Here is a 25,295-nt window from a genome sequence, read left to right on the forward strand (position 1 = left end):
ATCACCTAGTCGTGATTTAAATATCTAACTCTCAATGACCTAAGTGTATATTTTTTATTCGCATAAATCAAGCCATTTTTATATTTGTACGTATTATTTTTCGATGAATTCGTTTGCTTATTTTAGCTGAATCCGCTGTCTTTCAACGATTAGTCACATCATTATCGCCGATTAATTTAAATATATAAGATAACTTAAAGGCCGATTCATAGGCCTTATCCCCTTAAATTCGGTGAAGCATTGCCAGCCACCACCCCCAATTATCCGTACAAATAAAAAGAACCCTTTCCTTGCGAAAAGAGTCCTGAATCCTTAATCTTTCGTCAAAAAGCCTTGTTCCGTATCGTAAATCACGGTCGGCGCGGTGGTCTGACAACTCTGGTGCCGATGAACGAACTTCACGGCGTGCGGGTATGGCGCCGCACTGGTGACCTCGTACCGGGTCGGCGACAGCTGATTGAGCCGGCCGTTCACAACGGCTAACTCGCCGGTCGCCGTCTCGTACAGGTACGCCGTCTGGCCAAAGCCAGTCAGGTATGCCGCTAGTTCCTCACCCATGTCCCAGTCGGCCTGGCCGGTATCCCCGTCCGGGAACAGGCGGCTATAGATGCCGCCATCCTGAGCAAAGGTTGACTGGCCAAAGCGGTTCCGGGACAGGTCCGGCCGGTTCAGGTTCGGCCCGGCGATGCTGTAGGTCGAGGCGGCCTCCCCCGCGGCCAACGGATTCGCGATGGTCGTGGCGTGACTGTCGTACATGTACAGCACCCCGACGAAGGCCCGGTAGGCCCCCAGTAACAGGTCGGTATCGTCCAAGACCTCGTAGGCGTCGAGGGCCGAGGCCGCAGTAATCCCGCCCCACAGCGAATGGATCATGTAGGACTGAGCCTCCCACCAGCGATCGGGTGCCTGGCTCCGGAAGTCGTTGCTGTAACCAATGTTGGCCTTCAACAACTCGGCATACCGCCGCGCTTCGTCCACGTACCCCGCGTTGGCCAGGGCCCCGGTGGCGGGACCAAAGCCGGCGTTGTCGTAGAAGTGCTCCGTAATCGCGGCCTGATAGTCGGCGCTGTGCGCGGCGACCCGTTTAGTCGCGTCCTGCCAGCACTGCTTGATCTGCTGATACTCATCGGTCAGTCCGTGCGTCTGTAAGGCCCGCAACAGGTCGTTGATGTAGAGGAAGTAGACCCCTAACATGTGAGCCTCTTCCTTGGCCCGGGGCGAGTCGTGCAGGGCGGCGTTGACCCGCAGGTTAAAGACCTGTGCGGCCCACTTCAGGTAGGTGGCCGGGGTGTTCAACGCCAGCGTGTGCTCATCGAACTGGGCCAGGAGGTAATACACGTGGCCGATGTACTCGAAGTCCATGTCCCGGTAAAAGTCGCCGTACAGGTTGACCGGGTGTCGGAAGTCGCCATCGGTGAACCACTTGGTCTTCACGTAGTTTACGGCGCTGGCCTCGACCTTTTGGACCTGTTCCGGCGTCTTGGCCGTGCGGTTCAACAGGTTAGCCTGCAGGATCAGGCTCAGCTTCCCCAGAGATTCCCCCTGGTTTGAGATGGGCGTGAAGGCGTCCTGCGGCGTCTGGTCCTTGCCGTTATAGGCGTGGGTCGTCAACCAGTCGACCCGGGTCTCAATCAGGTCGCGGACCGAGTCCATCACGTTAAAGACGACCAGGTCGGTCCGACCATCGGTTAGCTCGAGGCGCAGGCAGTGTTCCCCCACCCCACTGATCAGGGTCTTGAGGATGCTGTCACGATAATCATCCGTGACGTCCCGGCGGACCAGTTCCCCGTTGGCCTGGTGCTCCAGTACCAACCGTTCTAAGTGGTGTCCCGTTGGCAGCTGAATGGTGATATTGGTCATTTGACCGGTAAAGAGCAGCGGGTCGTAGCTGATCTGCGGGTGACCGTTCGTCCCGGCGACCCGTTGGAAGTCCGTCGGGGTCGTAAAGGCCTGGAGGGCAAACGCCCAGTGGACCGTCTCCTGCGCGGCCACCGTCAGGGGTGCCGCCTCGTAGATCCAGTCGTTCTTCGGCGCCATCCCCGGCGCGTATCCCCCGGCGAGGATCAGCTGATGGAACAGCAGGCCGTCCAACGACGGCGAGACGTTCTCGAAGAAGCGGTTGGTCCATTCGTTATAGGTGCCGACCGACTGCAGGTGGCCCGCCGTCTGGTACAGCCCCAGGTTCGGCCCCTGGTTGTCCCGGCGGACCCCCGCCAGCTTCGTGAAGTTGGCCGAGATGCTGGGGAAGACCGCGGCCGAATCGGCCATGTTGCGGTGAACGTTCTTGTCCCGAAACATCACGTAGGCCAAGGACGCCCAGACACCCAGGTTGGTGATGGTCACGGCATGCTGCTGGGGATTGCGAAGATCAACGTCCCAGGTGACCTGGTCAGCGACCAACCGGTACGTTTCCGTCAGTGTCAGGTCGGCGACGGTGTAGGTCACCGTCACCCGGTCCGCCGTTTCAGCGACCGTCGGGGTCACGTCGGCACTGCGGTAGGTCTGGCCATCGACGGTCAGGGTAAACTCCCCAAAGAGCTTATCCTGGTCGGCGTACCCGACCTGTTCCAGGTAAGCCGGGTCGACCACCCAGTTCATCCGGTGATCATCCGCGAGATTTTGTAGGTTCACGATGTCCCCGCGACGATTGACATCGAGTTTAAATGCTGTTGATTCCAATTACGTCAACTCCTCATGGTTGGTGGCAATCTGTCGGGCCTGCGCCTGGCGGTACTGCGTCGGCGCCAAGCCAGTGTATTGTTTGAAGACCGTCGAGAAATAGTAAATGTTCTGAAAGCCCACGGCCGCGGCGATTTCGGTTTCCGTCATGGCCGTGTTCAGCAGCCGCTTACTGGCCTCTTCCATCCGGTACTGCCGCAGATATTCGGTCGGCGTCAGGCCGGTCGTGGCCTTCAGGGTGCGAATCAGGTGGTTCGGGTGGAAGTGGAACTCCCGACTCAACGTGGCACTGGTGATCTTTTCGTTAAAGTGATCCCGCAGGTACCGCTGAAGCTGGTTCGACAGTTGGACCATGGCCGATTCCTGCTGCGACTGGACCTGAATCTCCTGCAGAATATCGATGAACAGCTGCTGCGCCTGCCAGAAGCCGTACGACTCGGTGGCCTCACTGTTCTTGAAGATCTGCCGGGTCATCTGGGCCAGGCGGTGGGGATGCTGAATCTTGGCGTGTTTTGCCAGATACAACGTCTCGACCGGCGTGTAGTGGTGCAGCGTCGGCACGTTGATCACTGAGCCCATCGACACCAGGTTCGGCGCCTGCTCCCACCGACCGGTCACGTAGAAGTGCAACCAGTAGTAGGCCGTGTCTTCGGTCATGACGTGCCAAGAATAGTGGTGATGCAGGGGTTGGAGGATGAACATCTCCCCGGCCTTGACCGTGTAATTGTGACCGTCCTCGGCAATGTACAGTTGTCCCTTTTCCATCAACATCAGGATAAAGAACTGCAAGTTGTTCCGATTCGGATGACGATCACCCGCATGAAAGGTCACGTACCCGCCTTCGATAAACGTTGGAAGTGGTAAACACGAGATTGAGAGGTATTCCGGTTGTGACATCCACTCATCCCCCTATTCTTTCAAGAATTAGTCAGCGACTTCTTCCCGGTTGGCAGCCAAGGTTGCCCGAATTTCCGTTTCCTTCTTTTCGTAACGACCGTAGAAGATCATGATGGCGGCACCAATCACGAAGAAGATGGCTGGTAAGTAGCTAATGCAGAAGCGAATGGCGCTTAAGGCGGCGTCGGTCTGGGTCGCACCGGCTTTGTACCCGGCATTGCTCAGAATCATGGATGGCGCCCAACCACCGAAGCCGGACCCCATCTTGATGGCGAACGAACTCCCGATGGCGGTCAAGAACCCACTGGCCCGGATGCCGTTCTTCCATTCCCCGTAATCAACGGTGTCGGATAACATGGCAAACGGCATGGAAACGGAGATCCCGGTCCCGACGGAGGCAATGGCCCAGGCAACCCCTAAGGCGACCAGGGACTTGCCGGTAAAGGAAATCATGACCTGTCCCACGGCGGCCAGGCACAGCCCGAACATCAAGACGTGGGTCTTAGTAAACTTCTTAACGAGGAATGGAATCAACAACATCCCGATGATCTGGAACATCACCAGCCCGTTCAGAACGGAGGCAAAGCCCTTCACGCCCAGGTTGTACTGCGTGTAGTACACGACCACGGCGGACCGGGACGCGTTTCCTAACCAGTAGAAGATGAAGGCGATGACCAGGATGAACCACGGCCAGTTGCTCTTAGCGGCCCGGATACTGTCCATGATCGGTAAGGATTTCTGACGTTCGGTGTTGATTTCCTTGGTGTCGAAGAAGGCGAACATCAACAGGGCTAACCCGACGATGGCCAGGGCAATCGCCGTGTTCCGCCAACCAGCGGTTTCGTTGTTGCCACCCAAGACGGCGACGAAGGTCAACGTGAAGCTGGCGGTGATGAAGTACCCAATGTTCCCCCCGATCATCCGGACACTGTTTAACTTGATCCGTTCGTCGGAATCATTACTCAGGTTCGGCAGGATCGAACTAATCGGCGTCCCGACCCCGGTATAGGAAATCCCGAAGAGCAGGTACGTGACTAACGCCCACCAGAACTTGCCGCTCTGGCTCAGGTCCGGACTCAGAAACATCAGAACGAAGAAGATGGCGAACGGAAAGGCCATCCACAGGAAGTACGGGCGACTCTGCCCCCACCGCGTGTGGGTGTGGTCGATGATGAACCCCCAGACGGGCGCATCGAAGGCATCCAGTACCCGGGCGGCCAGCAGGATGGTCCCGGCAGCGGCCACCGTCAGTCCGAAGACGTCGGTGTAGTAGTACAGAATAAAGGTCGTGACCGTCGTGTACAGTAAGTTCCCGGCGGTATCGGTGCTGGCGAAGGCGAGCATCCGGTGAAACGGCACTTTTTCGTCAGATTTAATTGCTTCAGCCATTTGACTTTTCACAATAAGTTCCTCCTCAAAATATGATATTTATAAAAACAGACTCCAAGGAAGGTTTGACCCGGTAAATTTGAAACCGATTACATTTAAGATAGCGAAAACTCGTGACTAGGTCAAATCGTTCTTACACCCGCTTTTATCTGCCCTTAATTTACCTTGAATTGAAACCGTTGCCAATCTGATTGTTAATCATGTGTTTATAAAATCTCACACTCACTGGTTAGACCATTTATCCATTTGTTCACGAAATCACTTGTGGTTCTAGGGACGTACGCGCCCCGATCCGCTCGGGGGCAGCCAAAAAAATTCCGCCCAATCAATCGACTGGACGGAACCCTTGGTTAAGTGACCTAATTTTTTTGAATGGCGGAGTGACGTTTGACGATCTCCGGCTCGTAGGTGATGGACTCGACCTTCTCGCGGTTCAGCAACTTGATCAGCATGCCCGCCGCGTCGGCGCCCATCCGTTCCTTCTCGTGGTTGACCGTGGTCAGGCTCGGTGTGAAGTACTCACCCATCTTGTAGTTATCGAAGCCCACGACCGAGATGTCATCCGGCACCCGCAGCTGTTGCGATTTCAAAAAGTCGATGACCTCGATGGCCAGTTGATCGTTGTAACAGGCAATTGCGGTCGGCGCATCGGCCTGCTTCAGGTAGCTGGTGATGCGTTCGAAGAGCTTCTGGGAGTCTTCGCCGGACTGGTACATGATGATGTTACTCATGTAGGACAGTTCCGGCCGTTGCTGGTAGGCCCGTACGAACCCGTTCATCCGGTTGACCCCCTGGATATCGTCGACCTGGAAGATCCCCAGGATACTCTGGTGACCCAGGTCGAACAGATAATCGACCAAGTTCTGTTCGGAAATCAGGTCGTTGGTGTCCACGTAGGGGAAATCATAGGACGGATAGTGTGCGTTGATGAACAACGTCGGCAACTCATCGTCCCGAATTTCCTGATACAGATCCTGATTAGGATTGGGCAAAGCACTTTGGGTCGGTTCGATGATCAAACCGGCCACCTTGCTGTCCAGCATGCTGATCAGGCTCTTGCGCTCCTTGGCGTGGGTGTTGTGGGTGTTGCTCAGCAGGATTGAGTACCCTGCCTGGGACAACACCTGGTCAATCCCCGAGATAATGTTGGGAAAGATGTAGTCGGCGATGTGAGTGGTGATGACCCCAATCAGCTTGGTATCCGTCGGGGTCGACCAATCCTTGTGCCAATCCTGAACGAACATCCCGCCCCCTTGAATCCGGTAGATGAAGTGGTCGCTCTCGAGGTCACCGACCGCCCGCCGTACCGTATAACGGCTGACCGCATACTGTTGCATGAGTTCGGACTCCGTCGGTAACTTATCGTTGACCTTGAACTTCCCGGAAATGATGTCTTCTTTTAACCCGTCTTTAACTTTTTGATATTTATTCTCCATAGCGTGCACCTCATTAGTTGCTTTTAAGTCTACCGGTTTTATTGACCCATTTCAAATAAATATTCTTATAGTTAAAATTGGTCACATAATTATCTCATCATTTTTCGATAAATCATTCGATGAAAATAGCGCCACGCCAATTCCTGGCCGGCGCCACTCGTTTAGTAAATTTATCGAAAAATGATGCTTAATACTTAAGCGTTAGAACGTTCCACGAATAAGCCGCCAGCGTAGCCGATTGCTGAGCCTGTCCCGCCGCAATATCGAAGTCACTGACCGCTTTCAGTGTCAGCGTATCAGGACGTTCCCGCGTATTCTGGTCGTCCAACTGGCCCGTTAATTGCTGCTGAGTCCCTTGCCGAACCGCTTGTGGCAGGTCAATCGTGACGGATTGCGGCTTAGCGCCGCGGTTCACCGCGTAGACCACGTAAGCCGTGCCCGTATCCAGAACAACTTGGTCGACCACCGGGACATCCTGATAACGTGGCGTCGAATATTGTTCACCATCAGAAAGTGTCGACGCCAATACCTTAGACCGGTCGGAGAGGTTTGCAATCAGGGATTGAATGACATAGTACGTTGGGTTCGCCCAAGCGTGACCCCCCTCATCCGTCAAGATCAGCGGAATCGTGTTAACGAGCAATGCCTGACAGGACAGCTTGACCCGATCCCCATGACGCAAGATTGCCAAAGCCATGGAGCCAAATAACAAGGTATCTGCTAAATTAAAGTAGCACCAATCAACCGGGTTGTGCTGTGACCACGGTTGCGTTGGTTTCAGCGACGGTCGATGAACGTTCCATTCATCGAAGGAAATCTTCATGACCTTGTCGCTTCGCTTTAACGCCTTAACGGCATCCGCAATCGTTTCAATTTCATCAATTTGCTTATCGAACTCCCGTGAGCGTGCCAAGTACGTTGGCAAGTCATCCTCATCACGCCGGTCATCCTGATCCAACGTTTCCGATTGCCCACGGTCTACATAATCGTGCATGGCAATGTAGTCCACGTTTTCGTAGGCTTCCATTAACACCTTAAAGTCCCAAGAAGGATAGGTATTTAACCGGGGCGTCGAACTTCCCACGAGAATCGTCTGAATGGATGGATCCATCAGCTTCATGGCCTTCGAGGTTTCGTTGGCAAGTGCACCATAGGCTTCCGGTGTCTTCTTGGCCACTTGCCATGGGCCATCCAGTTCATTTCCAAGGCACCAATACTTCACGTGATAGGGCTCCGCATGACCATTTTTCCGTCGTAAATTGGCCCAATCAGTGTCTAACTGGCCATTCACGTACTCTAATTCGTGGAGCGCATCGTCAATCCCACGAGTTCCTAAGTTCACCGTTAATATCGGATTATCAATTTGCGCCTGTTCACACCATTGAAAGAACTCATCTAACCCAAATTGATTGGTCTCTAGTGCCTGCCAGGCCAAGTTCATCCGTTTAGGCCGAGCCGCTTTCGGTCCAATGGTATCTTCCCAATGATAACTCGACGTATAGTTGCCACCGGGATAGCGAACCGTTTTTAAGCCTAGATTTTGAACGAGTTTCAACACGTCCCCGCGGAATCCTTCGGTGGTTGCTGTCGGGTGTTGGGGTTCATAAATCCCCGTATAGATAACGGTTCCCATGTGTTCCAAGAATGAGCCAAAAAGTTGTGGGCGAACATCGAAGTGCTGCTCTTGATAGATATGTAACGTCGTCATTCCGTTAAGTCCTCCTTAGTCAGTTGTTTATCTACATTTAAACTGAGACCGTTCCCCATTTTAGCCGGTATTTTCCGCGCTCAACCGCAGACGAACCTATCACCGTGGGCAAGCAACCTCAATTTATTCCAAAGTTTAACGCGTTTTGGTAGCGTTTTCAAACAAATAATTAAAAAGAACAATCATTTATTGAACAACTAACTATAGTAGGCAGATAATTCGATGTTCTGATTATAATTGCCAAATCCTTTACCGAAAATCGTGCAACCACCGGACTGCTGAGCGTCTTGTTTCACCTCAAACCGGACCGTCCAAACGTCTTCGTCGATTGGCAAATCGTTGAGACAAACGTTGGTAAAGGGTTGGCCATCTAAGTAAGTTCCGTGATCCGTTACCCGTAAAATTTTAAGAATACCGTACTGGTTCACGTTATCCGGCACCCAATCCGGTGTGTACTTTCCCCGAATATCCGAGAAATCGCCAGGACTCCGCCAGGTCCCCAGTTCATGCCCGTTGATGGAAAAGGTAATATCGGACGGCCACGTATTGTTGGAAAACGGAAATTCTGATCCGAGTTCCATCGATAGGTCTAACATCTCAAGTTGCTCGCGTTCCCCCACAAAGTTAGGCGTCTGGTATTCGACAAACCCCTTATTGAACCAAATCATACCGGCATTCATCCGGTCGGCAAACATAAAGTACTTGGGATTATCGACCTTGCCAATATAGCCCTCAGGCCCTGCCAAACCGCAGGATGGCTCGACATGATATTCCGTGTAGTGTCCCACGGGAATCATATTCTTATGAACCTTAAACTTGGGGTAGATTTGCCGGGGAAACTTAACGGCAATGGTATCAACCCGCAACGAAGAAACTTTTTTATGCCCTACTCGTTCACTCGTGATGAGTTCCGCCGCCTGGAGTTTATTAAGATGTTTCGTCACGATGGGACTACTTAGCTGGAGGGCTTCGGCCAATTCTTGGACGCTCATGGGCTCCTTAGACAACAGCCGGATGATGCGTAATCGTACCGAACTGGCCAGCGCTTCATAAACATTGAGCGAGTCGTCTGAAATATCTAGTTGCATTTTCACCATTCCTTCCCAACTTTAAATGGCTTACATTTACAAAATCATTAATCAAAGTATCGTATCGTACGATATCGTTTCGATACAGTTAATCATATCATTAATCCAGTCGTTTTTCTGGCTATTTTAAGTAAAAAGATTAACAAAAAGGTTGACAACGTTTTCATACGGTCGTATATTGCAATTGTACTTATTTATTAGGATTTATTGGAATTAGCAATTTTTAAGTCCTTACAAATTATTTTCATTTTTGACAAAGGAGAGACGACATTTATGGTACAAGCAACTGATTACGTCAACCCATTGATTGTCCAACGGGCTGACCCTTACATCTACAAACACACCGATGGTTACTACTACTTTACTGCCTCGGTCCCCGCTTACAACTTAATTGAGATTCGGCGGGCTAAAACCTTAAACGGCTTAGCCAACGCAGCTCCCCGGACCATCTGGCGCAAACATCCAGATGGTAGCGGTGCCATGAGTCAATTGATCTGGGCGCCCGAACTGCACTACATCGATGGCAAGTGGTTCATCTACTTTGCCGCTTCCCACACCAAGGAATTCGACCACAACGGAATGTTCCAACACCGGATGTACTGCATCGAGTGCGACAATCCTGATCCGATGCGTGACGAAGCAGACTGGATCGAACACGGGCAGATTGAAACACCGCTAGACACCTTCGCGTTGGATGCCACGGTCTTTGAGGCCCAAAACAAGTTATACTACGTTTGGGCCCAAAAGGATCCCGCTATCAAAGGGAACTCCAACATCTACATCGCCGAAATGGAAAACCCTTGGACGCTTAAGACCAAGCCGGTTATGTTGACCAAGCCAGAATACGATTGGGAAACCAAGATTTTCTGGGTCAACGAAGGTCCTGCCGTCTTACACCGGAACGGTCGCTTCTTCCTGACCTATTCTGCAAGCGCTACCGATGAGAACTACGCGATGGGGATGTTAACGGTCGACGAGAACGCTGACCTGTTGGACCCCGCTAACTGGAGCAAGTCCAAGACCCCCGTCTTCCAAAGCAACATGCCAATTCACCAATACGGTCCCGGTCACAACTCCTTTACGGTGGCCGAAGACGACAAGACCGACATCTTGGTCTACCACTGCCGGAACTACACCGACATCAAGGGTGACCCACTGTACGATCCAAACCGTCACACGATGGTTCAACCTTTCACCTGGAACGATGATGGCACGCCAAACTTTGGCAAACCAGTACCTTACAACTATAAATAATCGGCTTGGCAAGTCGAAATATCATATTGCATGATAGGAGAGATTAGAATTGAATACTGCAAAAACGGAGTCAAAGCACTTCTGGGGTTTCCCCGTCACCCACTTTAGTTACTTCTTTATCTGGGCGGTCGTTAACGGTTATCTGACGCTTTGGATGGAGCAAGTTGCTCACCTGAACGGAACCGAATCCGGGGCTGTCTTCTCCATGATGGCCGGGATTTCCTTGATCTTCCAACCCATCTTCGGGGTGGTTTCCGATAAGTTACTGTTCAAGAAGACCCTGATTTTAACCATTGCCATTGTCGGCATCTTCATCGGCCCGTACTTCCAGTGGGTCTTCATGCCAATCTTACACGTAAACGCCTTTCTGGTTGCCATCGTCACTGGGACTTTCCTGAGTTTCATCTTAAACGGTGGGGTTTCCGTTATTGAACAATACGTTCAACGGGCCAGTCTGGCGAACGGCTTCGAATACGCCCACTCTCGGGTTGGTGGTTCCGTTGCCGGGGTTGTCGCATCCTTAGTTGCCGGCCGGATCTTCCTCTGGAAGCCAAATTCCATTTTCTGGGCTTGCACGATTGCTGCCATTATCTTAACTGGTTTATTGATCTTCAGTGATAAGGTTGACCTGGACAACGCCGCCGCTGCCGGTGACACGTCCAACTCCCTGGACATGAAGACTGTGATGTCCGTGTTCAAGATCAAGAACTTATGGGTTTTGGCCATCTTCTACATGGGTGCTTCCGCACTGTTCGACGTGTTTGACCAACAATTCATCATCTTCTTCAAGACGTTCTTCGACACGGCTGCCCAAGGGACGTTGGTTTACAGTTACATGAGTTCCGCTCAAACCGCTATCGAATTCTGCCTGATGTTCCCAATGCCATGGATCATCAACAAGATTGGTTCACGGAACGGGTTACTGATTTATGGGTTCATCACCTGCATCCGGATCTTAGGGTCTGCTTTGTCCCCTAACTGGATCTGGGTTGTCGGCTTCCGTCTGTTAGCCGGACTCGAAATGCCACTGCTGTTGACTTCCATCATGAAGTACATCGCCGGGGCCTTCGATATTCGTCTGTACGCGACGGTTTACGCCCTCGCTTCGAACTTCGCTAAGCAGATTTCCGTCTTTATCTTCTCGTCCGTTGCCGGGAAGATGTACGATGTGATTGGTTACCAACACACTTACATCATCATGGGAATCGTCGTCTTCTTCATCACCCTGTTTGCCGTCTTCTTCCTGAAGAAGGAAGACCCTGTCCAAGCCGGTGAAGTGGAAGCACCTGATGCCCAAGCAGCGACAGCAACTGATTCATCAACCACGAATACCCGTGATTAATAACGCTTCATTAGGTCGTTAATGACTCACGAATGGGGGAACCAATCCTAATGGTTCCCCCATTTTTCTATCTAAAATCAACATGGAGGTTATCACATGCAAGGAAAATTAACCATTGACCCTAGTAACCAAATCGCTAAGGTTGACGATCGACTCTACAGCTCCCTTATTGAACACCTCGGTCGTGCCGTTTATGACGGTCTTTACGATCCGGACAATGCTAAATCCGATGAGAACGGCTTTCGCCAAGACGTGGTCAAGGCAATCAAGGACCTGAACATTGACCTCGTTCGTTACCCCGGTGGGAACTTCGTCTCCGGCTTCAACTGGGAGGACAGTATCGGCCCCAAGGACCAACGTCCCACGCGGCTTGACCTGGCTTGGCGCAGCATCGAGACCAACCAATTCGGCCTCCACGAGTTCATGAAGTGGACCCAACAGACCGGAACCCGACCCGACATGGCCGTCAACCTGGGGAGCCGCGGCATCGATGCCGCCCGGAACCTCATTGAATACTGCAACTTCCCGGGGGGCACCTACTGGAGCGACCTGCGGAAGAAGAACGGGGCCGAGCAGCCCTTCAACATCAAGACCTGGTGCCTGGGCAACGAAATGGACGGCGACTGGCAGATCGGTCATAAGACGGCCGAAGAATACGGTCGGTTAGCCCACGAAACTGCCAAGGTCATGCGCCTCGTCGATCCCGACATCGACCTGGTCGTCAGCGGCAGTTCCACCCGGGAAATGGCCACCTTTGGCAGCTGGGAAGAAACCGTCCTCGACCACACCTACGATGACGTCGACTACCTCTCGTTACACCGGTACTACGACAACGAGGAGAACGACCTGCACAACTTCTTGGCCAAGTCGATTGACTTTGACGAGTTCATCAGCGGCATCGTGGCCGTCTGCGACGCCGTTAAGGCCCGCAAACACAGCGATAAGACGCTCAACCTGGCCCTAGACGAATGGAACGTCTGGTACCACTCCCACAAGCAAGACGACGAGACGGCGCCGTGGCAGAACGCCCCGCACTTGCTGGAAGACCACTACAACTTCGAAGACGCCTTGATGGTCGGGACCATGCTGATCACCCTGCTCAAGCACAGTGACCGGGTCAAGATTGCTTGTCTCGCGCAATTGGTCAACGTGATTGCCCCAATCATGACGGATGACCAGGGAATCTGGCTCCAATCCATCTTCTTCCCGTTCATGCAGGTCTCCAAGTACGGTCGCGGCATCGCCTTACAGCCTAAGCAGGAATCCGCTACCTACGACAGCAAGGACTTCAAGGACGTCCCTTACCTCGACAGTATGGCCGTCTACAACCCCGATACCCATGAGGTAGTCATCTTCGCCGAGAACAAAGGCGAGGAGGCCATGGACTTCACCACGACTCTCACTAGCTTAACCACCACCGATCTGATTGAGGCCACCCAATTCTACGGCTACGACATCAAGCAGACCAACGAAGATCAACGCATGCAGATTCAACCAAATGACCATGTATCCTTGGACCAAGGGACGTTAACCACCACCCTTGAGCCCCTTTCATGGAACATGTTCCGTATTAAAGTCGCTGACTAAGTCGTCATCTAAGCGCTTCGGGCACCCGGAGCGCTTTTTCTATGTCACTCGAAAAGAGAGCGCACCAAAAAGGACCTGAGATTTTTATCCCAGGTCCTTTCATTTGGCTTAGTCGCCATCATTACTATAGTAGATTTTACACTTGATTCCCTGATCATGGTTCCCAAATTGGCGCCCGTAAATCGTACAGCCTCCCACGTAGTTCGCATTAGGCTTGACCCCAATCCGCAACGTCCATGAGTCCCCCGACAAATCTAAGTCGGAGATGAGCGTGTCGCTTGCGTAGTGACCATCAATGAAGGAACCGTGTCTTGAGACCCGAAAGAGCTTCAAGATACCATATTGGTTCATATCATCGTAAACCCAGCTGGGGGTTAACCGTCCCCGGGTATCGGAGAAGTCTCCGGGACTCTCCCAGGCGCCGATTTCCTTACCATTTAGGGTCAGAAACAGATCCGATTTCCAATTGTTATTGGAGAACGGGAATTCGGATCCTAACTCCAAGGAAATCTCAATCATCTCAATGTTTTGATTATCCTCAATGTAATTCGGAATCTGATACTCCACGTACCCCTTTGAGAACCACACCATCCCCGCTTTATCCCGTTCTGGTGTCATAAAATACTTCGGATCGTCCACCTTCCCAATAAAACCGTGTTGTCCGGCAAGTCCACAAGACGGGGTCACGTCGTAATCGGTATACTGACCAACGGGCACCTCAATATCCTTGGAATCATACGGGACATACAGTTGTTTAGGGAAACTTACGTTGATGTTATCCACCTGTAAGCTCGAAATTCGCCGAGTGCCTTGCTTTTCCGTCCGAATAATATTCGCCGCTTCCAGCTTATTTAAATGCATGATCGTAATCGTGCTACTCAGGTCCAGTGCTTGCGAAATTTCCTTCACATTCATTTTATTCTTCGACAATAAATTAATGATTTTCAGTCGCACTGGACTATCGAGTGCTGTAAAGACTGGAATTGATTTCTCAGATATATCTACGTCCATTGCAAAAATCCCCTTACCATCATTTTTTCACGGCTCATTGGTAGCCCTTCCAATTGAAGGCCAATAAAACTAGGTTCTTCACTCCCGATAAATACCGAAAATAAATCACCTAGTTTTGTTTTTGGCTTTTACCTATTTCCAAAATCTTCCATGCGTAAACTTATAATACCATTATTTCACGCTATCGACTAATTATCTATTGATTGCGTGATCACCTGTCTAGCGTGCTGAATGTACGGCCGGGCAGATCCCAGATAACGTTTCCAAACAAAATCTAGTAGGATTAAGTCAACTGGAAAGCTGAGGGGGAAGACCGCCAAAACATAGCACAGACCAACCGTGAGGATTAACATCCCCAAATTCTTAGGGAGGTTTAGAACAAAGAAGACTAAGGCTGTTTTTAAACTTTCAACTGGTTTGGTATGTTCGTACACGCCAATGACCTGAATACAGAACCAAATGCCGGCTACTAGAATGGCAAGAATCAGCATCAGACTGCCCAGAACAACGTTCACCAGGCTAGTAGAGGCCAGGTTTTTTAAGTTAATCAAGCTTGTCGATACGGACATCACTCCCACTACAAAGGTCACCGTGTACCAGAGCCACTGTTCTCGCAAATATCGAAAGAACATCGGACTCACATTTTCACTGTGTCCCGTCACGCGAAACTTATTGATCACGCGTAACGTGGCATGGAAGGTACACCCAATCGTGACGATGGGCAGGCTGATAATGATCAGCATCGCCGTCAAAACGACATAATCCCACAAGACACCGAGGGACGTTGCAATGGGACCGTCTGAATACTTCATCATAAGCTATTCCTTCATTCCTGACATGGCCGACCCTTGAATAAAGTACTTCTGGGCGAACATGTAAATGACAAACAGTGGCAGCATCGAAATAATGGTTCCGGCCATCACTGGCCCGTAGTACGTAATGTGTTGCCCACCGATTAAGGCTAACCCAGCTGCCAAAGTCCGCATGCTTTGGTCAGTCGTCATTAACATCGGGTAGAGCAAGTCGTTCCAACTACCCATCAGGCTAAAGATCGTCAACGTAATCAGTTGTGGCTTCGCCAACGGTAACATGATTCTGAAGTAGATCTGGAATTCGTTTAACCCATCCAAACGGGCGGCTTCCGCTAGGTCTTCTGGTAATCCCACGAAGAATGACCGCATCATGAAAATCCCGAAGGCCGTTGTCGCGTGTGGAATAATGAGCCCTGCGTAGGTGTTGATCATCCCAAACTTACTTAATTCCATGAATAATGGGATCATCGTAATGGCAAATGGGATAAACATCGTGACCATGATGACGTAGTAGAAGAACGTCCGACCACGGAACCGCATCCGAGCAAGTGCATACCCCGTAAAGGAGTCAAACGTAACGGAGATGGCACAAACCCCCACCGCGTAAATCACCGTGTTGATGATGTAACGCGTCATAGGAATGGTCTTCCAAATGTCCGTGTAGTTACTAAACGTATAGTGACTCGCAAACAATTTCGGTGGGTAGTTGATAATATCCGCCTCGTTCTTAAAGGAACTTAACAGAACCCATAGGAATGGGAAGACAACCGAAATTAAGACGATAATCAAAAGAATATCTGATAAAACTGAGTGCTTATTCGTTCGTTTCATAATTTATTGTCCTCCTTCCTACCGCATTTGTTGTTCTTTATGGCTCATGTATAAGTTAGAACCAACCGCTAAGATAGCAATGATAATGAACAGAACCGTCGCAACGGTCGAGGCGTACCCTAATTCGTAAGGTGCCGCGAACCCACGGTTATAAATGTACTGAACCGTCGATTCGGTCTTAAAGTTAGGACCACCACCGGTCGTAACGAAGATTTGGTCAAAGACTTGCATGGATCCAGTCAGGTTCGTCAAAACACAGAATCCTAAGGCTGGGATACATTGTGGAATCGTGACGTGGAAGAACTGTTGTGCCCGACTGGCACCGTCCATTTCAGCAGATTCATACAAACTTGGCGAAATTGCTTGGACCGCCGTCAGCATAATGATCATCGTGACCCCGAAGCTCTTCCATACAGTCAGGAAGGCAATCGTCGGCATGGCCCAGTGGGCGTTACCAAAGAAGTCCGGTGCCGTCATACCAATCCGCGTTAACAAGTGCGGGAACCAACCAATGTTGGGGTCGAGTAACATGTTGAAAACCAACCCAATCGCGGTCAGTGAGCAGACAACGGGAATGTAGAAGGTCGACCGGCAAAAGCGGTTGAACCGCGTGTTCCGGGACAATGCAGCCGCACAGAGAACCCCCACCAACACTTGAACTGGCGTTTCCAAGACCGTGAAGTAAACGGTGTGCCAGATCGAGTTAATGGCCCGAGAGTCCGATAAGAAACGGACGAAGTTTTGTAGGCCAACGAATTTCGTTCCATTAAAGAAAATATTAACGTTGAAGAAACTCATCCCTAGACCGATGACGACCGGGATAAACGCGAACAGAAGCAACGCAATCAATGAAGGTAAGATGAAAATGTACGCAACATGATTAGGGCGATTCCAATACGATTTAATCCGGGACCATCTGGATGTATTTTCCATAGTAATGACTTCCCTCCAAAATAGTTCGGTATAATTTTATACACTGATAACCAGGTAACGGCATCAGTGTATAAAATTGGTCAATTCAACTAGCTAGACTTAAATCTCAGTAAGTCTAATTGTCACCCTTCAGAATCTTGTTAATCTTCTGATCGGCTAACTTCAATTGCGTGTTCACATCACTACCGGTCACAACCTTGTTGCACATTGGCGTAATGACGTTCGTAGTAATATCGGAAGCATGCACGTTACCAGGCCACATAACCTTGGAGTAGCTAGTTTGCTTAGCTAATTCAGAAATGACTGGGTCATTCTTGATCTGCTTATCAGCCGCAACGTCCTTCAGGTATGGAGCACATTTGTTTTCTTGACTCCACTTCTTGCTGGTCTTCTTAGTGTTCCAGTACTTAACAAAGGAGTAAATAGCCTTCGTCTTGCTGTCATCAGTACTCGTTGGAATACCGAACCCAACACCGGCTAACCAAGCTTGCTTCTTGCCGTTCTTCGTCAAGGATGGGAATTGCGTTACACCGTAGTTGATGTGGTTCTTGATCATCCCTTCGTTCAGCCATGGACCACTGACTTCGAGGCCTAACTTGCCGGCGAACATTAAGTTATCAACGGCAACCCCTTGGGTACTTGGGTTCCCCAACTTATCAACGTACATCATCTGACGGAATTGGTTCAAGACCTTCCGGTTAGCAGCACTGTTAATGGTGGACTTGGTTTCAGCCTTGTTCAAGATTGACCCACCGTAAACCAGTGACCATTGCGCAAAGTCGGACCAGTAAGTCCCTTGAACACCGTTCCCGAGGGCCTTAATCTTCTTAGCAATCTTCATGTATTGATCCATGGTTTGAATCTTAGTGTTTGGATCAATGCCGGCCTTCTTGAAGAGGTCCTTGTTCCAGTAGAGGTAGTTCCCTTGAACTTGCATTGGGATAAAGTAATCTTTCCCTTTAATCTTCCCCATGTTGATGGCTGATTGTTGGAAGTTCGACTTGTCGACACCCTTGTAGTTGTAGAAGTCGGACATGTCCTTCATGGTTCCGTTATGTACGTAGCCAGCCATATCACCATAGTTCATTGCGACAAAGTCAGGTGCTTTCTTGGCCGTAATCGCCGTTGGCAACTTTTCGTTGAAGTTGTCCCAGCTCATCTGGTCCATCTTGACCTTAACGTGATCCTTGTTGGTTTTGTTGTATTCCGCAACGATTTTCTTCAGGTTCGTCCCATCGGACGCCGTGAACCCATTCCAGAAAGTAATGGTCGTCGTCTTTGAGGAACTGCTGCTAGCACTCTTACTGCCACATGCGGCAAGAGAAAGCGCTGCCAATCCTGTCAAAGCTAAAACGGATAACTTTTTCCAACTATGTTTATTCATAATGTTGTTTCTCCCCTTCGATTTATTTAAGGACTAATTCAGTTGTTGGATCAAAGAAATGCACTGTATCTAAATCTAGACTAGCTGTTTTTTTAGTGCCCGGGGCCTCATGATCGCGGGCATTGACCTTCGCAATATAACTGTGGTTCTTAACCTTGCAGTAAAGTTGTGATTCGTTCCCTAATAATTCAGAAACCACAATTTCACCATCTAAAACCGTATCGGGATGTGCCTGAACAAAGGCTTCATCCACATGGATGTTTTCTGGACGAATTCCCAGAATGATTTGCTTGCCATCGTAGCCTGCCTCATCAAGCTTCGTGGCCTGCTCCGGCTTCAGCAGTAAACTGATGCCGTTGTCCGCATCCGTGAGATACTTCCCGTCAAAGTCCAACGTAAAGAAGTTCATTGGCGGTGCACCGATGAATCCACCGACGAAGACGTTCGCTGGCTTATCATAAACCTCGGCTGGCGTCCCAATCTGTTGAACCTCACCATCTTTCATGACCACGATTCGGTCAGCCATGGTCATGGCTTCCGTTTGGTCATGCGTGACGTAGATGGTCGTGGTGTCCAGGGAACGGTGCAACCGTGCAATTTCGGTCCGCATGGAAACCCGCAACTTGGCATCCAAGTTAGATAACGGTTCATCCATCAAGAAGATTGGTGCATCCCGGACAATCGCCCGTCCTAACGCAACCCGTTGCCGTTGCCCACCAGATAAAGCACTGGGCCGCTTAGGCAAGAATTCGGTCAGGCCTAAGATCTTAGCGGCGTGCTTCACCCGTTTGTCGATCTCGTCCTTATCATACTTCCGCATCTTCAACCCAAAAGCCATGTTTTGGTACACGGTCATATGCGGGTACAGGGCGTAGTTTTGGAAAACCATCGCAATGTCCCGATCCTTAGGGGCTTTATTGTTTGCAACCTCACCGTTGATCTTCAGGGTTCCTTTAGTGATTTCTTCCAACCCGGAAATCATCCGTAACGTCGTAGACTTCCCACATCCGGAAGGACCAACGAAGACGATAAATTCCTTATCCTTAACTTCCAAGTTGAAGTCGGTCACACTATATTCATCACTACCGTCGTATTGTTTATAAATGTGTTCTAGCGATACACTTGACATGTCTGACCACCTTTTCGCAATTTTTTCTGAAGCTTACTTCTTCTCAAACTTCAACGTAACAACACTCATCTTTGGAACTTGCAACCGCACCGCTGGGCCTTCCGCCTGTGCTTGGGTGAAGTCTTTCAATTGAACCCGTTCCGGATCATCAAAGGTATTGTGCGCATTGGCTTGATCCTCGTGAAGAATCTTGGCATACGTTGCCTTGCCCACAGCCGTTGGTAAGGTAATCTCAACGGGTTCATCAGCCGTTAAGCTGGCGTTACAGAAGGAAAGAATGTATTCCCCATCTTTTTCGGAGACCGTGTAAGAAAGGTCGCTTCCCTGACTGCAGTACGCCGCCAAACGATTAGCATCTTGATGGAACTGGTACATGAGAAAGACGAAGTAAGTTGGTGTCAACAACATCTTGCTACCATCAGTTAAGACCATTGATTGTAAGACGTTGACCATCTGAGCAATGTTCGCCATGTGGACCCGTTCGGCGTGCTTATTAAAGATGTTTAACGTGGTGGCTGCCACCATCGCGTCCCGCAAGGTGTTTTGCTGGTACAGGAATGCTGGGTTCGTTCCGGCTTGTTCCTTCAACCAAGAACCCCATTCATCAACGATCAGGTCTACTCGGTGTTCTGGATCGTAACGGTCCATCCGTAAGGCGTGCTCGTGAATGAAGTAATCCATCTTCTTGGCACTGTTCAGTAATGACCGCCACTCATCATCCGTGAAGTCAACGGCATCACCCTTGTGCTCCCACAAATCGGTCAAAGCATAATGGTGTAAACTCAAGCCATCCATGTAAGGACCGGCACTTTGCATCACAACACTGGTCCAGTTAAAGTCATCGATGTTGGGACCACAAGCAATTTTATAGAGAGGCTCTTTACCGTACTGACGGACAAAGGTTTGATACTGACGGTAAACATCCGCGTAATATTCGGGACGCATGTTACCGCCGCCACCCCAGGTCTCATTGCCGATTCCCAAGAACTTAACGTCCCAAGGTTCCGGATGTCCATTGGCTGCTCTCAGGTTAGCCATCGTGGAGTCTCCGGAAGCAGTCATGTACTCGACCCAGTCGGCCATTTCCTGAACAGTTCCGCTACCAACGTTACAATTTATGTAGGCTTCACTTCCGAGTTGTCGACAGAGCTCAAAGAATTCATGAGTTCCAAATGAATTGTCCTCGGTCGTACCGCCCCAGTTGTTATTAACGATCTTTCGACGCTTAGCAGGATCGCCAATACCATCACGCCAATGATATTCATCAGCGAAACAGCCGCCAGGCCAGCGTAGGACAGGAACATGAATTTTCTTAAGGGCATCAATCACATCTGAACGTAATCCGTTGACGTTCGGAATTTCGCTATCTTTGCCAACCCAGAGTCCACCATAGATTCCCCGACCAAGATGTTCAGAGAACTGGCCCTGCAAATATTTACTCAATTTTACAGGTGATTCCAAATCAGTACTAAGATTGATTTTCATGTTGTTCCTCCTTAGTAGGTTACTTAACAATATTAAAGATAGCGCTTACATTGACATTCGTCAATAGCCTTTTGGTTACTTTTTGACCTTTTTTATCCGTATATAAACATAAAACAGGTGGTTTAATCCGTAAAAATGCCGTTTTTACCCCCTAAATCAATATAAACGTTACGAACAAGTTGGATTTTCGTCCAGATGAATTTTCCAAATAAAAAAGTGTCGGAACAAATCAATTCAACCAATACGTTTCCTATCATCAGCGATTGTGAATTATATCTTATGCAAGTATACAGTTACTTTAAATAAGGCCCGACAGAATTGATACCTTTCTGTCGGGCCTTATTTAAAGTTTATCGTTTTACGTTATCCGTACTTTATTCTTTGCTTTGTTGAATAATGTTCATAAATGCCTCACCATACTTATCCAACTTACTCTGCCCCACTCCGCGGACCTCGAGGAAGCTCGCGGGAGTCGTGGGTTGGACGGCGCACATGTCGTGCAGCGTCCGGTCGTTGAAGATGACAAAGGGTGGCACGTGCTGCTCCTCGGCCAATTGGTGGCGGAGTTCCCGCAACTGGCCAAAGAGTTCGTCGTCCTCGGGCGCCAGCCGCTGGGCCTGGCGCGCCATCTTCCGAAAGACCTGCTGCTCGCCCTTGAGCACCGTGACGCCCAGCGCCGTCACCTGCAACGTGGGGTACTGGCCGCCCACGCTTTGCAGATACCCCGCGGCCGTCAAGAAGTCGATCAACTCGCCAACGCTCTTTTGCCGTTGGTTGCGCATGATGCCGTAGGTCGGCAACTGGTCGAGCTGCTGGTCAAGGACCCGTTTATTGTGGGCCCCGGTCAGGACCTGGGCCACGATGCCCTTGCCGTAGCGGGCCCGCAGCCGGACCACGCACGACAAGACCTTTTGAACGTCGGTCGTGACGTCCTGGGCCTCCCGGTCATCCCGACAATTGCTGCACCGGCCACACGGCTCCGACTGCTCGCCAAAGTAGTTCAGGATAAACTGCTGAAGACAGCCCTGCGTATTGGCGTATTGGTTCATCACCTGCAATTTCTGATAAGCGTGTTGCTTATGGGCCTCGTCCATCTCCGATTGGTCGATAAAGAAGTGCTGAATCTGCAGGTCCTGGGACCGGTAAAGCAGGATGGCCTCACTGGGCAAGCCATCCCGGCCGGCCCGCCCCGCCTCCTGGTAGTAGGCCTCGAGGGTCCCCGGCACCTGGGCGTGGATCACGAACCGCACGTTGCTCTTATCGATGCCCATCCCAAACGCGTTGGTCGCGACCATCACCTGTACCCGGTCATACAGAAAGTCCTCTTGATTCTGGCGCCGCTGCTCGTCCGGAAGCCCGGCGTGGTACGGGGCGGCGTTAATGTGGTGCTTGGTCAGCAGCTCCGTCAGCCGGTTGACTTCCTTGCGCGTGCTAGCATAAATGATGCCCGCCGCTTCCGCGTTGACCTTTAGGTAGTCCAACACGTATCGGTCGGTATCCTGATCCTTCACCACCGTCAGATTAAGGTTATCCCGGGCAAACCCGGTATTGACCTCGTCATCGGCGGGAATCTGGAGCCGGTCACGGATGTCACGCGCCACCTGTTGGGTCGCGGTGGCCGTCAGGGCTAAGACTCGGGGATGAGTCGGCAACTGCTCGATGGCCGTGCTCAGTTCGAGATAGCTCGGTCGAAAGTCGTGGCCCCATTGCGAGATACAGTGCGCTTCGTCGACGGCCAGCAGATCGATCGGCAGCTGGCCCAGGGCGTGGACAAAGGCCTCCGAGTCCAACCGTTCCGGGGCCACGTACAGGAGTTTGTAGACCCCCTGGTGCAGCGCCGCTAGCCGGTCCTGAATCTCGGGCCACTCCAGGCTACTATTAATGTAGGTAGCGGGGATTCCGCTGTCGTTGAGGGCGTCCACCTGATCCTTCATTAGAGAGATCAGTGGGGAGACCACGACCGTGATGCCATCAAACAACAACGCCGGAATCTGGTAACACAGGGACTTCCCCCCACCGGTCGGCATGATGGCCAACGTGTTGTCGCCGGACAGCACGTGTTCGATGACCGAACGCTGACCGGGCCGAAAGTCGTCGTACCCGAAGGTCGTTTTTAAAACTTGTTGTGCCGCCGTTAAATCCATTCCGCTTGGCTCCTTCTTCTTAAGCTTAATGCCTCTATTTTACCGGCATTGTTCCGGGAGTACAACCGAACACCCACTCCCCGCGCAAAAGTTGCGTCAGCAAATTTTGCGTGCTAAGCACGTCTTTTTCAAAAATCAACCAGCTGACCAACCTTTCAGCGACTATGGAAATTAACATTGTAAACGCTTGCAAAATCACCGTTCATTCGGCATACTGAGGGTGTTGTTGGTTACTTAGGTTTGTGAAGGGAGCTTACTTGTATGAGTGAAGAAAAACGAGTTGCTGTCGTAACCGGTTCTGGCCGAGGCATTGGGAAAGGAATCGCCGAACGGTTAGCGAAGGACGGATACAGCCTGGTCATCGCCGACTTTGACGCAAAGACCGCTGCCGAGACTGCCGAAGAGCTCAAGAGTAAGGGATTTGACGCGGTTAGTGCCGTGGGCGACGTTTCCGACCCCGAAGCCCACAAGACCTTCGTGAAGACCGCGGTCGATAACTTCGGCCGACTCGATACTTACGTGAACAACGCCGGAATCGCCCAAATCAAGCTGCTGCAAGACGAAACGCCGGAAGACATGCAAAAGATCTTCGGCATCAACGTCTTCGGTGACCTGTACGGGATTCAAGCCGCCACCGCCCAATTCAAAAAGCAAGACGATGGCGACAAGATTCGCAAGATCATCAACGCCTCCAGTATCGCCGGCCACATCGCCTTCGACCTGTTAGGCGCCTACTCCGCGACTAAGTTTGCCGTTCGGGGGCTGACTCAAGCCGCCGCCAAGGAACTGGGCAAGAAGCACATTACCGTCAACGCCTACTGCCCCGGTATCGTTGGAACCAGTATGTGGAGCCTAATTGACGAAGAAATGGTCAAGCAACTGGGTGGTACCAAGGGTGAATACCTGAAGAAGTACTCCGAATCCATCACCCTGGGCCGGGTCGAAACCCCAGAAGACGTGGCCAACTACGTCTCCTACTTAGGGTCCCACGACTCCGACTACATGACCGGTCAAGCCGTTCAAATCGACGGTGGGATTCAATTTATTTAACTGTTTAAACCAGTATCGTCACTTGAAACCTCATGACCCCCGGTAGGCTTATCGGGGGCCTTTTTGGGTGGTTAACATAATTTAAAATTCACAATTAATCGAATGACAAATTAATCGCATCCATCTAATTTTTTTATTTTACTTGCGAAGTGACGCAAAACGCCGTGGTACTCCCCTTTTATTTTATTAATTTTCATAAAAATTAGCCGTTCATCAAAAATTTAATTGTGAATTTTCTTGCAAATTCAACCGAACTATCGGTATACTGAAAACATCAAAAAATAATGAAGTCGTACGGAAGGGGTATTTATCAATGAGTGAAGAAGCACGTGTCGCAGTTGTTACGGGATCAGGTCGAGGTATCGGTAAAGGAATTGCTGAGCAATTAGCTTCAGATGGTTACAGCTTGGTCATCGCCGATTACGATGGCACCACCGCCGCTGCAACTGCCCAAGAATTAAACGACAAGGGGTACCATGCTGTCAGTGTTGCGGGCGATGTTTCCGAACCTGCCGCTCATAAGGCTTTCGTTCAGGCAGCTGTCGACAACTTTGGCCGCTTAGACACCTACGTCAACAATGCCGGAATCGCCCAAATCAAGCTGCTGCAAGACGAAACCCCCGAAGACATGCAAAAGATCTTTAGTGTGAACGTCTTCGGTGACCTTTACGGGATCCAGGCCGCTACCGCCCAATTCGAAAAACAAGACGATGGCGACAAGATTCGCAAGATCATCAACGCCTCCAGTATCGCCGGCCACATCGCCTTTGACCTGTTAGGGGCTTACTCAGCCACCAAGTTTGCGGTGCGTGGTTTGACCCAGGCTGCTGCTAAGGAACTGGGCAAGAAACACATCACGGTCAACGCCTACTGCCCTGGCATCGTTGGGACCAGTATGTGGAGCCTGATCGACGAAGAAATGGTCAAGCAACTTGGCGGTACCAAGGGTGAATACCTGAAGAAGTATTCCGAATCCATCACTCTGGGCCGCGTTGAAACCCCAGAAGACGTTGCCAACTACGTCTCCTTCTTAGGATCCACTAAGTCTGATTACATGACCGGCCAAGCCGTTCAAATCGACGGTGGGATTCAATTCATCTAGAACCATCAGTCGTAAAAGTGCCACTGAGCATCCA

Annotated in this window: 19 protein-coding genes; 5 read left to right on the forward strand and 14 right to left on the reverse strand. The window is 50.7% G+C overall.

Translation table 11 applies throughout. From position 1 onward, the window contains the following. Positions 1-312 precede the first annotated feature (312 nt). From FD37_RS09790 to FD37_RS09815, 6 genes are all read right to left on the reverse strand, one after another. A complete protein-coding gene (locus tag FD37_RS09790; protein ID WP_056965020.1) occupies positions 313-2,679 on the reverse strand; it encodes a hypothetical protein in 2,367 nt (788 codons plus the stop codon). Next, the gene (locus FD37_RS09795; RefSeq protein ID WP_056965022.1) at positions 2,680-3,576 is read right to left on the reverse strand and encodes an AraC family transcriptional regulator; all 897 of its coding nucleotides are present in this window, start codon (positions 3,574-3,576) and stop codon (positions 2,680-2,682) included. Positions 3,577-3,603: 27 nt separating this feature from the next. After that, complete coding sequence (locus FD37_RS09800; protein ID WP_056965023.1) at positions 3,604-4,977, reverse strand: MFS transporter; 1,374 nt, start codon at positions 4,975-4,977, stop codon at positions 3,604-3,606. A 347-nt stretch (positions 4,978-5,324) separates the two neighbouring features. Beyond that, positions 5,325-6,401 (reverse strand): GntR family transcriptional regulator, encoded by a 1,077-nt coding sequence (locus FD37_RS09805; protein ID WP_045808178.1) that lies wholly within the window; start codon positions 6,399-6,401, stop codon positions 5,325-5,327. Positions 6,402-6,588: 187 nt separating this feature from the next. Beyond that, positions 6,589-8,109: an alpha-L-arabinofuranosidase C-terminal domain-containing protein gene (locus tag FD37_RS09810; protein ID WP_056965025.1), complete on the reverse strand. Its 1,521-nt coding sequence runs from the start codon at positions 8,107-8,109 to the stop codon at positions 6,589-6,591. 197 nt (positions 8,110-8,306) lie between these two features. After that, complete coding sequence (locus FD37_RS09815) at positions 8,307-9,197, reverse strand: ArsR/SmtB family transcription factor (protein WP_045808176.1); 891 nt, start codon at positions 9,195-9,197, stop codon at positions 8,307-8,309. Positions 9,198-9,470: 273 nt separating this feature from the next. Between FD37_RS09815 and FD37_RS09820 the strand changes: the two genes are divergently transcribed. The 3 genes from FD37_RS09820 to arfA all read left to right on the forward strand — a co-directional run bounded on the left by FD37_RS09820 (position 9,471) and on the right by arfA (position 13,380). Next, positions 9,471-10,451 (forward strand): glycoside hydrolase family 43 protein, encoded by a 981-nt coding sequence (locus FD37_RS09820; RefSeq protein ID WP_045808175.1) that lies wholly within the window; start codon positions 9,471-9,473, stop codon positions 10,449-10,451. Positions 10,452-10,500: 49 nt separating this feature from the next. Next, the gene (locus FD37_RS09825) at positions 10,501-11,793 is read left to right on the forward strand and encodes an oligosaccharide MFS transporter (protein WP_045808174.1); all 1,293 of its coding nucleotides are present in this window, start codon (positions 10,501-10,503) and stop codon (positions 11,791-11,793) included. A 96-nt stretch (positions 11,794-11,889) separates the two neighbouring features. After that, positions 11,890-13,380 carry an arabinosylfuranosidase ArfA gene (gene arfA, locus FD37_RS09830; RefSeq protein WP_056965027.1) on the forward strand — a complete coding sequence of 497 codons (1,491 nt, stop codon included), beginning with the start codon at positions 11,890-11,892 and terminating at the stop codon, positions 13,378-13,380. Positions 13,381-13,488: 108 nt separating this feature from the next. On the opposite strand, the gene FD37_RS09835 is transcribed toward arfA, so the two are convergent. The 8 genes from FD37_RS09835 to recQ all read right to left on the reverse strand — a co-directional run bounded on the left by FD37_RS09835 (position 13,489) and on the right by recQ (position 23,109). Further along, on the reverse strand, positions 13,489-14,391 hold the full coding sequence (locus FD37_RS09835; protein WP_045808172.1) for an ArsR/SmtB family transcription factor: 903 nt from the start codon (positions 14,389-14,391) through the stop codon (positions 13,489-13,491). Between the two features lie 188 nt (positions 14,392-14,579). Beyond that, positions 14,580-15,206 carry a hypothetical protein gene (locus tag FD37_RS09840; RefSeq protein ID WP_045808171.1) on the reverse strand — a complete coding sequence of 209 codons (627 nt, stop codon included), beginning with the start codon at positions 15,204-15,206 and terminating at the stop codon, positions 14,580-14,582. Between the two features lie 3 nt (positions 15,207-15,209). Further along, positions 15,210-16,034: a carbohydrate ABC transporter permease gene (locus tag FD37_RS09845; protein ID WP_056965029.1), complete on the reverse strand. Its 825-nt coding sequence runs from the start codon at positions 16,032-16,034 to the stop codon at positions 15,210-15,212. A gap of 18 nt (positions 16,035-16,052) precedes the next feature. Beyond that, on the reverse strand, positions 16,053-16,967 hold the full coding sequence (locus FD37_RS09850) for a carbohydrate ABC transporter permease (RefSeq protein ID WP_045808169.1): 915 nt from the start codon (positions 16,965-16,967) through the stop codon (positions 16,053-16,055). A 115-nt stretch (positions 16,968-17,082) separates the two neighbouring features. Beyond that, positions 17,083-18,351: an extracellular solute-binding protein gene (locus tag FD37_RS09855; RefSeq protein ID WP_056965031.1), complete on the reverse strand. Its 1,269-nt coding sequence runs from the start codon at positions 18,349-18,351 to the stop codon at positions 17,083-17,085. A gap of 22 nt (positions 18,352-18,373) precedes the next feature. Continuing rightward, entirely contained in the window at positions 18,374-19,480 is a 1,107-nt protein-coding gene (locus tag FD37_RS09860; RefSeq protein WP_045808167.1) for an ABC transporter ATP-binding protein, read from the reverse strand. Positions 19,481-19,513: 33 nt separating this feature from the next. Continuing rightward, positions 19,514-20,965 (reverse strand): alpha-N-arabinofuranosidase, encoded by a 1,452-nt coding sequence (locus FD37_RS09865; protein WP_056965034.1) that lies wholly within the window; start codon positions 20,963-20,965, stop codon positions 19,514-19,516. A gap of 374 nt (positions 20,966-21,339) precedes the next feature. Beyond that, positions 21,340-23,109, reverse strand: a complete 1,770-nt coding sequence (recQ, locus tag FD37_RS09870) for a DNA helicase RecQ (RefSeq protein WP_056965036.1) — start codon at positions 23,107-23,109, stop codon at positions 21,340-21,342. 261 nt (positions 23,110-23,370) lie between these two features. Between recQ and FD37_RS09875 the strand changes: the two genes are divergently transcribed. Then, positions 23,371-24,159 carry an acetoin reductase gene (locus tag FD37_RS09875; RefSeq protein ID WP_056965038.1) on the forward strand — a complete coding sequence of 263 codons (789 nt, stop codon included), beginning with the start codon at positions 23,371-23,373 and terminating at the stop codon, positions 24,157-24,159. Positions 24,160-24,472: 313 nt separating this feature from the next. Further along, on the forward strand, positions 24,473-25,261 hold the full coding sequence (locus FD37_RS09880; protein ID WP_056965039.1) for an acetoin reductase: 789 nt from the start codon (positions 24,473-24,475) through the stop codon (positions 25,259-25,261). Positions 25,262-25,295: the final 34 nt, after the last annotated feature.

The organism is Levilactobacillus spicheri DSM 15429 (assembly GCF_001435095.1).
Taxonomy (GTDB): Bacteria; Bacillota; Bacilli; order Lactobacillales; family Lactobacillaceae; genus Levilactobacillus; species Levilactobacillus spicheri.

Bases quoted from the DNA above. Each gene is read 5' to 3' on its own strand.
- FD37_RS09795 (WP_056965022.1), bottom strand. From the start codon at position 3,576: ATGTCACAACCGGAATACCTCTCAATCTCGTGTTTACCACTTCCAACG.
- FD37_RS09805 (WP_045808178.1), bottom strand. From the start codon at position 6,401: ATGGAGAATAAATATCAAAAAGTTAAAGACGGGTTAAAAGAAGACATC.
- FD37_RS09810 (WP_056965025.1), bottom strand. From the start codon at position 8,109: ATGACGACGTTACATATCTATCAAGAGCAGCACTTCGATGTTCGCCCA.
- FD37_RS09815 (WP_045808176.1), bottom strand. From the start codon at position 9,197: ATGCAACTAGATATTTCAGACGACTCGCTCAATGTTTATGAAGCGCTG.
- FD37_RS09820 (WP_045808175.1), top strand. From the start codon at position 9,471: ATGGTACAAGCAACTGATTACGTCAACCCATTGATTGTCCAACGGGCT.
- arfA (WP_056965027.1), top strand. From the start codon at position 11,890: ATGCAAGGAAAATTAACCATTGACCCTAGTAACCAAATCGCTAAGGTT.
- FD37_RS09835 (WP_045808172.1), bottom strand. From the start codon at position 14,391: ATGGACGTAGATATATCTGAGAAATCAATTCCAGTCTTTACAGCACTC.
- FD37_RS09840 (WP_045808171.1), bottom strand. From the start codon at position 15,206: ATGATGAAGTATTCAGACGGTCCCATTGCAACGTCCCTCGGTGTCTTG.
- FD37_RS09845 (WP_056965029.1), bottom strand. From the start codon at position 16,034: ATGAAACGAACGAATAAGCACTCAGTTTTATCAGATATTCTTTTGATT.
- FD37_RS09850 (WP_045808169.1), bottom strand. From the start codon at position 16,967: ATGGAAAATACATCCAGATGGTCCCGGATTAAATCGTATTGGAATCGC.
- FD37_RS09855 (WP_056965031.1), bottom strand. From the start codon at position 18,351: ATGAATAAACATAGTTGGAAAAAGTTATCCGTTTTAGCTTTGACAGGA.
- FD37_RS09860 (WP_045808167.1), bottom strand. From the start codon at position 19,480: ATGTCAAGTGTATCGCTAGAACACATTTATAAACAATACGACGGTAGT.
- FD37_RS09865 (WP_056965034.1), bottom strand. From the start codon at position 20,965: ATGAAAATCAATCTTAGTACTGATTTGGAATCACCTGTAAAATTGAGT.
- recQ (WP_056965036.1), bottom strand. From the start codon at position 23,109: ATGGATTTAACGGCGGCACAACAAGTTTTAAAAACGACCTTCGGGTAC.
- FD37_RS09875 (WP_056965038.1), top strand. From the start codon at position 23,371: ATGAGTGAAGAAAAACGAGTTGCTGTCGTAACCGGTTCTGGCCGAGGC.
- FD37_RS09880 (WP_056965039.1), top strand. From the start codon at position 24,473: ATGAGTGAAGAAGCACGTGTCGCAGTTGTTACGGGATCAGGTCGAGGT.